This is a genomic window from Streptomyces sp. S07_1.15 (assembly GCF_020739505.1).
In the GTDB taxonomy this organism is placed as follows: Bacteria; Actinomycetota; Actinomycetes; order Streptomycetales; family Streptomycetaceae; genus Streptomyces; species Streptomyces xinghaiensis.
On the sequence record NZ_JAJBZK010000001.1, the window covers coordinates 6431385 to 6446273 of the forward strand.

The 14889-nt window shown below is 72.3% G+C and carries 9 protein-coding genes; 5 read left to right on the top strand and 4 right to left on the bottom strand.

The window, feature by feature from the left end; genetic code table 11:
- Positions 1-111: 111 nt before the first annotated feature.
- Complete coding sequence (locus LIX60_RS27660; protein ID WP_227961644.1) at positions 112-1017, top strand: PASTA domain-containing protein; 906 nt, start codon at positions 112-114, stop codon at positions 1015-1017.
- Positions 1018-1229: 212 nt separating this feature from the next.
- Here the strand turns inward: LIX60_RS27660 and LIX60_RS27665 are convergent, their stop codons facing one another.
- From LIX60_RS27665 to LIX60_RS27675, 3 genes are all read right to left on the bottom strand, one after another.
- Positions 1230-1634, bottom strand: a complete 405-nt coding sequence (locus LIX60_RS27665; protein WP_227961646.1) for a type II toxin-antitoxin system VapC family toxin — start codon at positions 1632-1634, stop codon at positions 1230-1232.
- Positions 1627-1902: a type II toxin-antitoxin system Phd/YefM family antitoxin gene (locus tag LIX60_RS27670; protein ID WP_019708782.1), complete on the bottom strand. Its 276-nt coding sequence runs from the start codon at positions 1900-1902 to the stop codon at positions 1627-1629. Before LIX60_RS27670 ends, LIX60_RS27665 begins: the two co-directional genes overlap by 8 nt.
- Positions 1903-2004: 102 nt before the next feature.
- Positions 2005-2925 carry an oxidoreductase gene (locus tag LIX60_RS27675; RefSeq protein ID WP_227961648.1) on the bottom strand — a complete coding sequence of 307 codons (921 nt, stop codon included), beginning with the start codon at positions 2923-2925 and terminating at the stop codon, positions 2005-2007.
- 140 nt (positions 2926-3065) lie between these two features.
- Between LIX60_RS27675 and LIX60_RS27680 the strand changes: the two genes are divergently transcribed.
- From LIX60_RS27680 to LIX60_RS27695, 4 genes are all read left to right on the top strand, one after another.
- Positions 3066-3968 (top strand): helix-turn-helix transcriptional regulator, encoded by a 903-nt coding sequence (locus LIX60_RS27680; protein ID WP_227961650.1) that lies wholly within the window; start codon positions 3066-3068, stop codon positions 3966-3968.
- Between the two features lie 173 nt (positions 3969-4141).
- A complete protein-coding gene (locus LIX60_RS27685; RefSeq protein ID WP_227961660.1) occupies positions 4142-4615 on the top strand; it encodes a carboxymuconolactone decarboxylase family protein in 474 nt (157 codons plus the stop codon).
- A gap of 362 nt (positions 4616-4977) precedes the next feature.
- On the top strand, positions 4978-5550 hold the full coding sequence (locus LIX60_RS27690; protein WP_227961662.1) for a dihydrofolate reductase family protein: 573 nt from the start codon (positions 4978-4980) through the stop codon (positions 5548-5550).
- Positions 5551-5782: 232 nt separating this feature from the next.
- Complete coding sequence (locus tag LIX60_RS27695) at positions 5783-6034, top strand: DUF2249 domain-containing protein (protein WP_227961664.1); 252 nt, start codon at positions 5783-5785, stop codon at positions 6032-6034.
- A gap of 103 nt (positions 6035-6137) precedes the next feature.
- On the opposite strand, the gene LIX60_RS31585 is transcribed toward LIX60_RS27695, so the two are convergent.
- Positions 6138-14876, bottom strand: coding sequence for an Ig-like domain-containing protein (locus LIX60_RS31585; RefSeq protein ID WP_308102108.1), 8739 nt, complete (start codon positions 14874-14876; stop codon positions 6138-6140).
- Positions 14877-14889: the final 13 nt, after the last annotated feature.

Consider the following 14889-nt stretch of genomic DNA (forward strand, 5'->3'; position numbering starts at 1 on the left):
AGCTGCACCGCAGTTCATCACATCTGCGGGCGGCATCAGGGGGAGTACGTCATGACACACCTGCACACCGGGCGGAAGGCACCGCGGAGACAGCGGATAGCCGGCCGGACCGTGACACGCGGACGATCCGCTGTCCTCGGCCTCCTGGCCGTCGCCCTGCTCGGGGCCTGCTCCGGAGGAGATCCTCAGGCGGAGCCGAGGAAAACGGTCACGGCGACGGCCACCACGACCGTGACGGCGAAGCCGGAGCGGATGCCGTCCCAGAAGGGAACACAGCTCGGGAAGGCGCGGAAGGCGGCCGAGGCCGCCGGGTACACCCCGTCCGCGCACAACGCCAACAAGGGCGACGCCGACCCCTCCGGGAGCTGGACGGTCTGCTTCGAGGACATCGGCTACGGCACGGTCGACTACGGAGCCGTCGAGGAGGGCGCGCTCTGCCCGAAGAAGGACGGCGGCGCCCTGGCGTGGCCCCAGGCCCCCGACGTCACCGGCGCGGTCTACGCCAAGGCCGTCACGGCGCTGACGAAGGCCGGGCTGAGCGAGGACGGCATCAGTGCCGACTCGGCGTACAAGGACGTCACCGTCGCCCCGGCCGACGTGGAGGACGACCCGGACGACTACACGGTCTGCTTCCAGTCACTCAAGGCCGGCAGCGACATCAAGCCCGGGACCAAGACGAAGCTCACGGTGGTCGAGGGCGGCTCCTGCCCGTCGGCGAAGGGCGCCTACAAGGACCGGACGAACGACCCCTCCTACACCCCGCCGGCCCCGGCGCGCGACAGCGGATCCGGCGGTTCGCCGGGTGGCTCGTCGGGCGGAGACTCCGGCGGCTCCGGCAGCAGTGGCGACACCGGCCAGGGGGCCGGAGGGTGCGAACTGACGTCCCCGGCGGGCAACTGCTACCGGGCCGGCCAGTTCTGCGCCAACAAGCACCTCGGCATGCAGACCCACGACGCCGGCGGACGGATCATCTACTGCAAGGAGCGCGCCGACGGGCAGCGCTGGAACTACTCCTAGCCGGTCGCGGCCGGCGCACGGCCGGCGGCGAACCGGCCCTCCGGCCGGTGCGGCACGGGTGACGCGGCACGTCCGGCCGGCCCGCCGGCCCCGCTTGTGCCTCGTGCACCGGCGGCAGCACGCGCCCCGGGCATCCCTCGACGGGGACCCGGGGCGCCCGGCTCCGCCCGGGGGCGGTGCTCCCGGCGTCTCCCGTCCCCGCGGCGGGCAGCTCAGAGGGCTACGACGGTCACCGCGCTGTCGAGCCCTTCGAAGCCATCCGGATTGCGGGTGAACAGCGGCAAACCGTGGACGGAGGCGATTGCGGCGATCATCAGGTCCAGTCTGCGGGGCCGGGGATTGCGGTGGGCTGCGAGGGTGAGAGACACCAGAGTGCCGTAGCGCGCGGCAGCGTCGCCGTCGAAGGGCAGGGGATCGAAGTCGGCGACGGCTGCCCCCAGTTTCTCCATCCTTGCAGCCCTGACCGCGGGGTCCTGGGCCACCGCCACGCCCTGCTGCAGTTCGGCCATGGTGACGGCGGTGAGCTCGGGAGTGGCGGGCAGGGCCGCAGGATCGAGCAGACCCAGGTCGATGTAGGTGCAGGTGTCCAGAACCCCGGAGGGGAAGCGGTCAGCCACGGTGGCGCTGCCACGGGTCCTCGTCGACGCGCTCCTCGGAGCCGAAGAACTCGTCTCCTTCCCGGCGCATAGCCGCATAGTCGACACGGGGGAGTCCGCGATGCCGCTCCACGAGCTCCTCGGCGCTCAGTCCGCGCCTGCGGCGGATGGGGCGCAGTTCGGCGACCTCCGTGCCGTTCCGTGTGATGTGGTAAACGTCGCCCGCCTCGACCGCGTCCATGACGGCCGCGGAATTGTTGCGGAACTCGCGCTGGCTGATCGTTTTCATGAAACCAGTGTAGCTCCGCGTGTCTCGCTGGGCTACGACCAGTTGTGCCGAGAGCTCCCGCGGGGATCCTCATCCGAGTCCGGGACCGGCCGTGGCGTCCGGTCAGAGGTACGCGACGCCGGTCAGGTTCTCGGCGGCGGTCCACAGGCGCTGTCCGGTGGCCGGTGCGGCGGCTTCGGTGCTGGGGCGGACCTCGGTGACGTCGCCGCGGAGCTCCCAGGGCCCGGACGGTCCGAAGAACTGTCCGCCGCGGACACCGGGCGCGGTCGCGGCGAAGAGCTGGGGCAGTGCTCCGCGCTCCGCGGGCTGGGTCAGCAGGAGGCCGCCCCGTGCGACGATCCGTCCCGCGCGCCCGCGATGTTCCCAGGCCCGGGGTGTGAGATTGGACCGGGAGAGCCCGGGGTGGGCGAGGACGCTGGTGATCCGTGAGCCGGCGGCGCGCAGCCGGCGGTCGAGTTCCAGGCCGAAGACGGTGGTGGCCAGTTTGGAGCGGCCGTACGCGCGGGCCGCGTCGTAGGCGCGCTGTGACATGAGGTCGTCGAAGTCGAGGCGGGCGTTCTTGTGGGTGATGGAGCTGAGGCCGACCACCCTGGCGGCGTCGGCCCGGGCGAGTGTGTCCAGCAGCAGGCCGGTGAGGGCGAAGTGGCCCAGCATGTTCGTGCCGAGATGGAGTTCGAATCCGTCGGCCGTGGTGTGTGCCGGGCCGAGGAGTACCAGTCCGGCGTTGTTGACCAGCAGGTCCACCGCCGGGTAGTCGGCGGTCAGCTCCTTCGCGAACGTCCGGACCGAGGACAGCGAGGCCAGGTCCAGTCCGCGCACCTCGGTCCGTGCCCGCGGCACCGCGTCCCCGATGAGGGCGGCGGCCCGCGCGCCGGCCGCGACGTCGCGCACGGCGAGCACGACCTGCGCCCCGTGCCGGGCCAGTTCGGTCGCGGTGACCAGGCCGAGGCCGGAGTTCGCGCCGGTCACGACGGCTGTTCTGCCGTGCTGGTCGGGGATCTGGCGGGTGCTCCATGCGGCCATGGTGATGCTCCTGGGATGCCGGGACTGTCGGGGACCGTTCGCGACGAGAGTAGGAACGGGCGGCCCCGGCTTCGTCGTACACCGTTGCCTGGGAATGCCGGACCTACCTTCGGGCGGAGACCGGCGCGCACACTGGGGGCATGGCCACCGATCATCCGTACGCGCGAGAACTGGGCGACTTCCTCCGCGCCCGGCGCAGCCGGCTGCGTCCACAGGACGTCGGCCTGGAACCGGGCGGCCGGCGCAAGGTGACCGGCCTGCGCCGTGACGAGATCGCCCTGCTGGCCGGGCTGAGCACCGACTACTACCAGCGCCTGGAACAGGGCCGCGGGGGGCGGCCGTCCGATGACGCCCTCTATGCCATCGCCTCCGCACTGGACCTGGACGACGAGGAACGCCGGCATCTGTTCGGCCTCGCCCGGGCCGCGCGCCGGCCGGCGGCGTCCGCTCCCGTCCGCCGCGGTCCCGAACGCGTCCCCGACAGCACCCGGCGGCTGCTGCACGTCATGGCCACTCCTGCGCTGGTGCTCGGCCGCCACCTCGACGTGCTCGCCTGGAACCGGCTGGCCGAAGCCCTGCTGGGCGATCCCGCCACCGTGCCCCCGGCGGAACGCAACATGGTCGTCCAACTGTTCCGGGATCCCGAGGCCCGCCTGCGCTGCCCGGACTGGGAACGCCTCGCCCTGGACTACATCGGCATGCTGCGCGCCGCCGTCGCGGAGGATCCGAGTCATCCGCGCGCCACGACGCTCATCGGCGAACTGAGTATCCACAGCACAGACTTCCGGAGCTTGTGGGCCCGCCACGACGTGCGGGAGACCGTCCACGGAACCAAACTCTTCCGGCACCCCGAGGCCGGTGAGATCACCCTGAACTGGGACAGCTACCCGCTGCCCGGCAACCCGGGTCCCGTCCTCCTCGTCTACACGGCCGAACCGGGCAGCGCGGACGCCGAGCGTCTCCAACTCCTCGCGTCCCTGCGCGCGACCCGCGACCACGGCACCGACGCCGTCGTCGAACCACCTCCGGCCCGCCTGCGGTGACGGCGGCCTCCCGGCCGAACGGGCAGAGCCACCTGGCACAAAGCAGTGGGTTCTCCGCACACCGCCGCCGGGGGCGCGCCCGGGGAGACGCACGTCACCTTCGCTCCTGTCACATCCCGCCGGGCCGTTCCGTCGAGGAGGTGTAACCACCGGCAACGACACAGGAGTTCACCGTGGAAGCTCGCTTGAACCCCTTCGGCAGTCCCGTCGCGGGCACGTTCCTGAAGCACCTCATCGCGGCGGCCCAGTCGCTCACGGAATCGACGCTGCCGCCCGCGACGCGTGAGCTGGTACTGCTCCGCGCCAGTCAGATCAACGGCTGCGCCGGATGCATCGACATGCACACCAAGGAGGCCGCGCACGCGGGGGAGACCTCCACCCGCCTCAACCTGGTCGCGGCCTGGCGGGAGGCCACGGTGTTCACCGAGGCCGAACGCGCCGCGCTGGAGCTGGCCGAACAGGGCACCCGTGTCGCCGACGCGGCCGGTGGCGTCCCGGACGAGGTCTGGGCGAACGCGGCCAAGCACTACGACGAGGATCAGCTTGCGGTCCTGGTGTGCCACATCGCCGTCATCAACACCTTCAACCGCCTGAACGTCATCACCCAGCAGCCTGCCGGCGACTACCGGCCCGGGCAGCACGGATAGCGCGGACCATCCGGCCGGCCCGCCCGTGCCTCGTGCAGCGGCGGCAGCACGCGCCCCGGGCATCCCCGACGGGACCCGGGGCGCCCGGTCGCCCGGCGGGTGCTCCGATGGCCTCCGTTGCGCCGGAGCGCCGGCCGTCCCTGCCGCGCCGCCGGTACCTCTCGCGGCCGGGAGGTGCGGGGCTCGCTCCCCGGGGTGGCCGGGATCGCCGAATCCGCCGAAAAAGGGGGGGCGGCGGCCGATGAGTTTCTCCGGGCCCGGCGGTCAGAGATCATGGTTGGTGCGCCGCGGCCGCGAGTGCGGCGGGAACCCGCGCCGGCCGACTCTGCCGAAAGCTGGACACGAGACACCGAGGAACTGAGATGCGCACCCTGATCAGCACCGCCTTCATGTCGCTCGACGGCGTCGTGGAGGCCCCGGGCGGCGAGCCCGGTTACCGGAACGCCGGATGGACCTTCAAGGACGTCGAGTTCCTCCCCGAGGCATACGACATCAAGGACCGCGAGCAGGAGGAAGCCACGGCGATGCTGCTGGGCCGGATCAGCTATCAGGCGTTCAGCCCGGTGTGGCCCGGCATGGAGGACTTCGCCGGATACAAGGTGATGCCGAAGTACGTCGTGTCCACCACCCTCGGCGAGGACGACCTCGTCTCGGACTGGGGCGAGACGACGATCCTGCGCTCACTCGACGAGGTCGCCGCGCTGAAGGAGACCGAGGGCGGCGCCATCATCGTCCACGGCAGCGCCTCCCTGAACCGCGCCCTCTCGGACGCCGGCCTCATCGACCGCTACCACCTGCTGGTCTTCCCGCTCCTGCTCGGCGCGGGCAAGCGGCTCTTCAGCACGACGGACAAGGACACGCAGAAGCTGAAGCTGGTCGAGCACGAGGCCTATGCCAACGGCGTGCAGAAGAACGTCTTCGACGTCGTCCGCTGATACAGGGCCCGCCCGGGTCTCGCCCCACCCCGCCTTCCGTGTTGTCCGGATGGTTTTATACAGTTCTCTTGGTTAAAACGAGCCAGGCTTGGTGAAATGGTGGTGTGCGGTGATCGGGACGGTGGCTGTGCGGCCGTCCCGAGGGCCACGCACCGTCCGGCCCGCCGGCCCGTAACCGGGACGTCCGCGCCACACCCCGTGTCCGCGGTCGGAGAACGCGAAGGAGACCGCCATGGCCATTGAGGACAAGCAGCTCGACGTGCGCAGTGAGGCACCTGCCCGCCGCCACGCGCTGATCTTCGAGAACTACACCGCGCTGGGAACCGGCGAGGGCTTCGTGCTCGTCAACGACCACGACCCGAAGCCGCTGTACTACCAGTTCGACGCCGAGCACAAGGGCGACTTCACCTGGGACTACCTGGAGGAGGGACCCGAGACCTGGCGGGTGCGCATCGGCCGCCCCGCTGCCGGCGGCGGGAAGTAGACCGGCGCCGGAGGCCGGCCCGGAGCCCCGGGCGCGGCACGATCAGGCCGTGCCCCGGCCGGCCGCCGCAGGGCTGGGCGGCCGGCCGGGGCACGGGGCCGTGTCAGGCGCTGGCCACCGTGTGGACGTGGGAGCCGGTGGAGGGGGCGAAACGTGCGTCGCCGTTGTAGGTGGTGGTGACGGTGTGCGGGCCGAGCGTCAGGCCCCGGTTCGTGATGGTGGCCACGCCGCCGATCAGCGGTGCGGTGAAGGTTCCGCCGCCGCCACCGCCGATGACGAAGGTGACGGTGCCGGTGGGAGTTCCGGTTCCCGGGGGCACCGGTGTCACCGTCGCCGTGAAGGTCACCAGCCGGCCGGGAAGGGACGGGTTCGGGGACGAGGCGGAGACAGTCGTGGTCGGCGCCCGGTCCACGGTGTGAGTGTCGGCGCCGCCGGAGGCCGCGAAGAGCGCGTCACCGTTGTAGGACGCCTGGATCGTGTGCGGACCGATTTCCAGCGAGCTGCTGGTGAGGGTGGCCACGCCGGCCACCAGCGGCTGGGTGACGGTCGTGATGCCGTCGATGACGAAGGTCACGGTGCCGGTCGGCGTGCCGGCGCCCGGCACCGTCGCGGCCACGGTGGCGGTGAAGGTGACGGGTTCCCCGAAGACCGAGGGGTCCGGCGCGGAGGTCACCGTGGTGGTCGTCGGCGACAGGTTGACGATCTGCGTGGTGCCGCCCGTGGAGTCGTTGAAGTTGCCGTCGTCGCTCTCGTAGTCGGCGGTGACGGTGTGCGGGCCCACATCCAGGGTGCTGAGGGTGAGTTGGGCGATGCCGTCGGTGTCCAGCGTCACCGTGAAGCTTCCCCCGCCTCCGCCGCCGATGGTGAAGACGACATCCCCGGTGGGGGTGCCACTGCCGGGGGAGACGGACTGGACGACGGCGATGAAGGTGACCGGCTCCCCGAAGACCGAGGGGTTCGGTGTGCCGGTGACCGAGGTCGCGGTGTCGGCCGCGTTCACCGTGTGGGGGTCCGTCCCGGACGACGGGTTGAAGCCCGTGTCGCCGCCGTAGGTGGCCGTGACCGTGTAGCTCCCGGCAGGGAGGACGGGCACGGTCAGCGTGGCGTGGCCGGTCTCGTCCACGTTACGGACGAACGTTCCCCCGCCGCCGCTGATGACGAAGGTGACGGTTCCGGTCGGGATACCGGTCCCCGGGGCCTCCGGGAGCACCTGTGCGGTGAAGACGATGGGCTGGCCGTAGACGGAGGGGTCGGGGTTGCTGGTGAGGGTGGTGGTGGTGTTGGCGGGGTTGACTTGGTGGGTGTCGGTGCCGGTGGAGGGGTTGTAGCTGGGGTCGCCGGTTCCGGTGTAGGTGGCGGTGATGGTGTGGGGGCCGGGGGTGAGGGTGTTGATGGTGGTGGTGGCGGTGCCGCCGGTGAGGGTGGCGGTGAGGGTGGTGGTGCCGTCGATGAGGAAGGTGACCAGGCCCTGGGGGGTGCCGGCGCCGGGAGCCACGGGTGCCACCGTGGCGGTGAGGGTGACGTTCTGCCCGGACACCGAGGGGTCCGGGAAGCTCGTCACGGTGGTGGTGGTGTTGGCGGGTGTGACTTGGTGGGTGTCGGCGCCGGTGGAGGGGTCGTAGGTGGTGTCGCCGTTGTAGGTGGCGGTGACGGTGTGTTCGGTGACGCTGAGGGTGTCGAGGGTGAGGGTGGCGGTGCCGGTGCCGTCGAGGGGTTGGGTGAAGGTGCCGCCGCCGGTGCCGCCGCTGATGGTGAAGGTGACGGTGCCGGTGGGGGTGGGGCCGGCGGCGTTGGGGGTGACGGTGGCGGTGAAGGTGGCGGTTTCGCCGTAGACGGTGGGGTCGGGGGTGGAGGTGACGGTGGTGGTGGTTTGGGGGGCTAGTTCGACGGTGTGGGTGGTGGTGTCGGTGGAGGTGGTGTAGTCGGGGGTGTTGGGGGTGTAGTCGGCGGTGATGAGGTGGGGGCTGGGGGTGAGGCCGAGGTCGCTCGTGATCAGGACGGCGTTGCCGTTCGGGTCGAGGGGGACGGGGGGCCGGGGTGTGCCGTCGATGGTGAAGACGACGCTGCCGGTGGGGGTGCCGGAGGCGGGTGGGTCGGTGGTGACGGTGGCGATGACGGTGACGGGGCTGCCGAGGGCGGACGGATCGGGGCTGGTGGTGACGGTGGTGGTGGTGAGGGCGGCCAGGACTTGCTGAGTGTCGGTGCCGGTGGAGGGGGTGTAGTCGGTGTCGCCGTTGTAGGTGGCGGTGGCGGTTTGGGCGCCGGCGGGGAGGGTGTTGACGGTGAGGTGGGCGGTTCCGTCCGTGTCGACGGGGACGGTGGTGGTGCCGTGTCCGGTGATGGTGAAGGTGACGGTGCCGGTGGGGATGCCGCTGCCGGGTGCGTTGGCGGTGACGGCGGCGGTGAAGACGACGGGCTGGCCGACGTAGGACGGATCCGGACTGCTGCTGAGCGTGGTGGTGGTGCCGGCCTGGTTGACCTGGTGGGTGTCGGTGCCGGTGGAGCTGTTGAAGCTCGGGTCCCCCGCGCCCACGTAGGTGGCCGAGACGGTGTGCGGACCGGTGGACAGCGCACTGGTGGTGACCGTGGCGGTCCCCCCGACCAGGGTGCCCGTCAGGGTGATCGTGCCGTCGATGGTGAACGTCACCTCGCCCGCCGGGGTGCCGCCGCCCGGCGCCACCGGTGCGACGGTGGCGGAGAAGGTGGCCGGCTCCCCGAAGACGGTCGGATCCGGACTGCTGGTGACGGTGGTCGTGGTGTCCGCCGGGTTCACCACATGCGTCCCGGCGCCGCTGGAGGGCAGGAAGTTGGCGTCTCCCTGGTAGGCGGAGGTGCCGCTGTAGGAGCCCACCGCCAGCTCGGTGGTGCGGACCTCCGCGACACCGAACTCGTCCAGTTCCGCCGTGAAGAACACGCCGCTGGGCTCGGTCAGCACCACGGTGCCGGTGGGAACGCCCGCGCCCGGGGACACCGCCGTGACCACGGTCCGCAGCAGGATCTCCTCGCCGAAGACCGACGGGGTGGGCGTGACGGTGATGACCGTCTCCGTCGCGGCCCGGTCGACCACGTGGGTGTCGGCGCCGCTGGACGGCGCGAAGTTCGCGTCCCCGCTGTAGAAGGCGTCGGCCGTGTAGCTGCCGGCCGGGAAGGTGCTGTCCGTGAACCGGGCGACGCCATTGGCGTCCAGCGGCAGGACGACACTGTCGCCGCGGCTGGTGGCGAGGGTGACCGAGCCGGTCGGTGTCCCCGCGCCCGGTGGGACGGCCGACACCACGGCCTCGAACAGAACCTCCTGGCCGTAGACCGACGGGTCGGGTGTGGACACCAGCACGGTCTGGGTGGCGGCCCGGGAGACGGTGTGCGTGTCGCTGCCGATGACCGGCAGGAAACCGCTGTCACCGCTGTAGGTGGCGGTGACCGTGTACTCCCCGGCGTCGAGCTCGCCGGTGCCCACCTCCGCGACGCCGTTCACGCCGACCGTGCCGGTGAGGGTCAGCGTCGTCGGCCCGCTGAATTCGAAGACCACCGTGCCGCCGGGAGTGCCCGCGCCCGGGGCCACCGGGGCGACCGTGGCGAGGAAGACCACCGACTGCCCGTACGCCGAGGGGTCCGGGCTGCTGGTGACGTCGATCCGGGTGGCCGCCCGTTCGACGTTGTGGGTGTCCACGCCGAAGGACGGGGTGAAGGCCGCGTCGCCGTTGTAGGTGGCGGTGACGAGGTAGTGGCCGACGGGCAGCGCGCCGGTGGTCAGGGTTGCGGTGCCGGAGGGGTCCAGCGGCACCACGGTCGGCCCGGTGCCGCTGCCGTTGCCGAAGGTGAAGGTGACGGTCCCGGTCGGGACGCCGGCGCCGGGCGGTTGGGCGGTGACGGTGGCGGTGAACGTCACCGGCTGGCTGGAGACCGTCGGGTCGGGGCCGCTGGTGACGGCGGTCTCCGTGCCGGCCCGGTCCACTTGGTGGGTGTCGGTGCCGGTGGAGCCGGTGAAGCTCTGGTCGCCCGCGTACTCGGCGGTGATGGTGTGCGGGCCGGGGGTGAGGGTGGAGATGGTGACGGTGGCGGTGCCGCCGGACAGGGCGGCGGTGAGCGTGGTGGTGCCGTCGATCGTGAACGTGATCTGGCCGGTCGGCGTGCCGGCGCCGGGGGCGATGGGCACCACCGTCGCCGTGAGCGTGACCTCCTGGCCGGAGACCGAGGGGTCGGGTGAGCTGGTGACCTGTACGAGCGTGGCGGCCTGGTTCACCAGATGGGTGTCCGAGCCGCTGGACGGATCGTACGTCCCGTCGCCGCTGTAGGCGGCGGTCACCGCGTGGTCGGCGACGCTCAGCGTGTCCAGCGTGAGCGTCGCGGTGCCGCTCGCGTCCACCGGCACGGTGAACGACCCGCCGCCCTCACCGCCGCTGATGGTGAAGGTCACCGTCCCGGTCGGGACCGGGCCCGCGCCGGCCGGGGTGATGGTGGCGGTGAAGGTCACCGTCTCGCCGAAGACGGAGGGGTCGGGGGAGGAGGTGACCACCGTCGTGGTCTGCGGGGTGACCTCCACCCGGTGGGTGTCCGAGCCGGAGGAACCGGCGAAGTCGCCGGTGCCGGGCAGGTACTGGGCCTCGATGGTGTGCGGGTCGGGGGTCAGGCCGAGGGAGCTGGTGAGGAGGACGGCGGTGCCGTTCGCGTCCAGCGGGACCGGGGTCTGCGGGATGCCGTCGATGGTGAAGACCACGTCGCCGGTGGGGGTGCCCGAGCCGGGCGGGTCGGCGGTGACGGTGGCGCGGATGGTGACGGGGTCGCCGAGCGCCGAGGGGTCGGGGCTGGTGGTCACCGTGGTGGTGGTCGCCGCCGGGGAAACCGTGTGCGTGTCGGTGCCGCTGGAGGTGGTGAGGTCGAGGTCGCCGCCGTAGGTGGCGGTGACGGTGAGGGACCCGGCGGGCAGCGTGGCGGTGCTCAGGGTGGCGGTGCCGGAGGTGTCCAGCGGGACCGTGAACGTGCCGGCGCCGCTGATGACGAAGGTGACCGATCCGGTGGGGACCCCCGCGCCGGGGAGCACCGGCTGCACCGCGGCGGTGAGGACGACCGGTTGGCCGAACACCGACGGGTCCGGGCTGCTGATGACGGTCGTCGTGGTGGCGGCCTGGTCCACCTGGTGGGTGTCGGAGCCGTTGGAGCCGGTGAAGCTCGCGTCGCCGGCGTAGGAGGCGGTGATGGTGTGGGGGCCGGTGTGCAGGGTGGAGATGGTGGCGGTGGCGGTGCCGCCGGACAGGGCGGCGGTGAGCGTGGTGGTGCCGTCGACGGTGAAGGTGACCGTGCCGGTGGGTGTTCCGGCGCCGGGGGCCACCGGCGCCACGGTGGCGGTGAGGGTGACCTCCTGCCCGAAGACGGACGGATCGGGGCCGGTGGTGACCGTGGTCGTGGTGTCGGCGCGGTTGACAGTGTGGGTGCCGGCGCCGGTGGAGGGCAGGAAGTTGGCGTCGCCCTGGTAGGTGGCGGTGCCGCTGTACGAGCCCACCGCGAGCTCCGTGGTGCGGACCTCGGCGACACCGCTCGCGTCCAGCGGCACGAGGAAGGTCACACCGCCGGGTTCCGTCATGAGGACGAAGCCCGTCGGCACCCCCGCGCCCGGGGCGATGGAGGTCACCACGGCCCGCAGCAGGACCTCCTCGCCGAAGACGGACGGGGAGGGGGTGACGGTGATGACCGTTCGCGTGGCGGCCTTGTCCACCGTGTGGGTGTCCGCGCCGCTCGACGGGGCGAAGTCCGCGCTGCCGCCGTAGAACGCGTCCACGAGGTAACTCCCCGCCGGGAGCGTGCTGGTGGTGGTCCGGGCGACGCCGGTCGCGTCCAGCGGGACGGTGACGGAGCCGCCGCCGCTGTCGACGAAGGTGACCGCTCCGGTGGGGATCCCCTGGCCCGGGGCGATGGGGGCGACCACGGCCTCGAGGAGCACGTCCTGGCCGAAGACCGTGGGATCCGGCGCGGTGAGCACCGAGGTCTGGGTGAGGGTCCTGCCCACGGTGTGGGTGTCGGTGCCTGCGGAGCCGGTGAAGTCCGGGCTTCCGCCGTAGGTGGCGGTGACGGTGTAGTCCCCGGCGGGCAGTGTGCCGGTGCTCACCGTGGCGATCCCGCTCGGGTTCAGGCCGCCGGTGAGCGTCGTCGTCGTGGGCCCGGCGATCTGGAAGACGACCGTGCCGGTGGGTGTGCCGGAGCCGGGCGCCACGGGTGAGACGGTGGCGCTGAACTGGACCGGCTGCCCGAAGACCGAGGGGTCGGGGCTGCTGGTGACCGTGGTCACCGTGTCCGCCTGGAGGACGGTCTGGGTGTCGCTGCCGGCGGAGGGATTGTGGCCGGGGTCGCCGCTGTAGACGGCGTCGATGGTCTGGACCCCGGCCGGCAGTGCGGTGAGGACCAGGGTGGCCGTGCCGTCCGGGCCGAGCGGGACGGTGGTGGCACCGCCGCCGCCGGGGGTGAAGGTGACGGTGCCGGTGGGTGTGCCCGCGCCGGGGGCGGCCGGCGCGACCGCGGCCGTCACGGTGACCGTTTGCCCGAAGACGGAGGGGTCGGGTGAGGTGGTGAGCGTCGTGGTGGTGTCCGCCCGGTCGACCTGGTGGGTGTCGGAACCGGTGGAGCCGGTGAAGCTCTCGTCGCCGACGTACTCGGCGAGCACGGTGTGCGGTCCGGCGGGAAGCGTGGCGTCGGTGACGGTGACGGTGCCGCCGGAGAGGATGCCGGTGAGCGTGATGACGCCGTCGACGGTGAAGATCACTTCGCCGGTTGGGGTGCCGGTGCCGGGGGCCACCGGCGTCACGGTGGCGGTGAAGGCGACCGGCTCGCCGAACACGGACGGGTCGGGGGAGCTCCCGACCGAGACGAGCGTGGCCGCGCGGCTCACGATGTGGGTGTCGATGCCGGTGGACGTCTCGGTGTGGACGGCGTCACCGCTGTAGGTGGCGGTGACCGCGTAGGTGGCGACGCTGAGGCCGTTGAGGGTGAGGGTGGCGGTGCCGGTGCCGTCGAGGGGCCGGGTGAACGTGCCGCCGCCGCTGCCGCCGGAGACGGTGAAGGTGACCGTGCCCGTGGGGACCGGGCCGGGGCCCGAGGGCGTCACGGTGGCGGTGAAGGTGACGGCCTCCCCGAAGACCGACGGGTCGGGCGCGGAGGCGACGGTGGTGGCGGTCTGCGGGTTCACCACCACGCGGTGCGTGTCGGAGCCCGAGGAGCCGGTGAAGTTCGCGGTGTCGCTGGTGTAGTCGGCGGTGATGACGTGCGGGTCCGGGGTCAGCCCCAGCGAGGAGGTGAAGAGCATCGCCGTGCCGTCCGGGCCCAGCGTGACGGGGGCCTGCGGGATGCCGTCGATGGTGAAGAACACCGTACCGATGGGGGTGCCGGAGCCGGGTGGGTCGGCCGTCACGGTGGCGCTGATGGCCACGGGCGTGCCCGACGCGGAGGGGTCGGGTGAGGTGGTGACGGTGGTGGTGGTGTCCGCGGCGGTGACCGTGTGGGTGTCGGTGCCGGTGGAGCCGGTGAAGCTCGCGTCGCCGCTGTAGACGGCGGTGATGTCGTGTGGCCCGGCGGGCAGAGAGTGCAGGGTGAGAGTGGCGATGCCGCTGGTGTCCACCGGGACGGTGGTGGTGCCGCCCCCGCCGGAGACGGTGAAGGTGACGGTGCCGCCGGGCACGAGCGCCGTCGGCGTCACCGGATGGACCTGGGCCGTGACGAGCACGGGCTGGCCGAACACCGAGGGGTCGGGGCTGCTGGTGACGGTGGTCGTGGTGCCCGCGGCGGTGACGGTGTGGGTGTCGGTGCCCGTGGCGCCGGTGAAGCTCGCGTCTCCGGCGTAGCTCGCGGTCACGGTGTAGGTCCCGACGGGCAGGGAGTTGTCGGTGACCGTGGCGGTGCCGCCGGTCAGAGTGCCGACCAGCTCCGTGCCGTCGACGAGGAAGACGACGGTACCGGTCGGGGTGCCCGTGCCGGGCGCGGTGGGGGCGGCGGTGGCGGTGAACGTCACCGGCTGGCCGAGGACGGACGGGTCGGGGCCGGTGGTGACGGTGAGGGTGGTCCCCGCCCGGTCGACCCGGTGGGTGTCGCTGCCCGACGAGGGCGCGAAGTTGGCGTCGCCCAGGTATTCGGCCGTCCCGCTGTAGGTTCCCACCGCCAGGCCGGCGTTGCGCACCTCGGCCGAACCGGTCTCGTCCAGTTCCAGGGTGACGGTGCCGCCGGCGCTGTCGGTGACGGTGACGGAGCCGGTGGGGATGCCGGCCCCGGGGCCGGCCGCGCTCACCGTCACCCGGAAGACCACCTCCTCGCCGAAGGCCGAGGGGTCGGGGGCGGAGGAGAGGAGGGTGCTGGTCGCGGCGCGGTCCACGGTGTGCGGGTCGGTGCCGCTGGACGGTTCGTGGTTCTCGTCACCGCTGTAGGCGGCGTTGGCGGTGTAACTGCCGGCGGGCAGGGTGGCGGTGGTGAACCGCGCGACTCCGGTCGCGTCCAGGCTGAGGACCACGGTGTTGGCGTCCACCGTGAGGGTGACCGTACCGGTCGGCACCGGCCCGCCGGGGACGGTGGAGGACACCAGGGCCTCGAAGGTGACGTTCTGGCCGTACTCGGAGGGGTCGGGGAAGGAGACCAGCAGGATGCTGGTGGCGGCCCGGACGACCGTGTGGGTGTCGGTGCCGGAGGAGCCGGCGAAGGTGGCGTCGCCCTCGTAGACCGCGGTGACCGTGTACTCATCGGCCTCCAGATCCTGCAGGAGGACCACTGCCTGGCCCGAGGGGTCCAGTTGGCCGGTCCGCACGATGGTGCCGGACGGCCCGGCGATCTCGAAGCGGACGGTGCCGGCCGGGGTGCCCGTGCCGGGGATGACGGGGCGACGG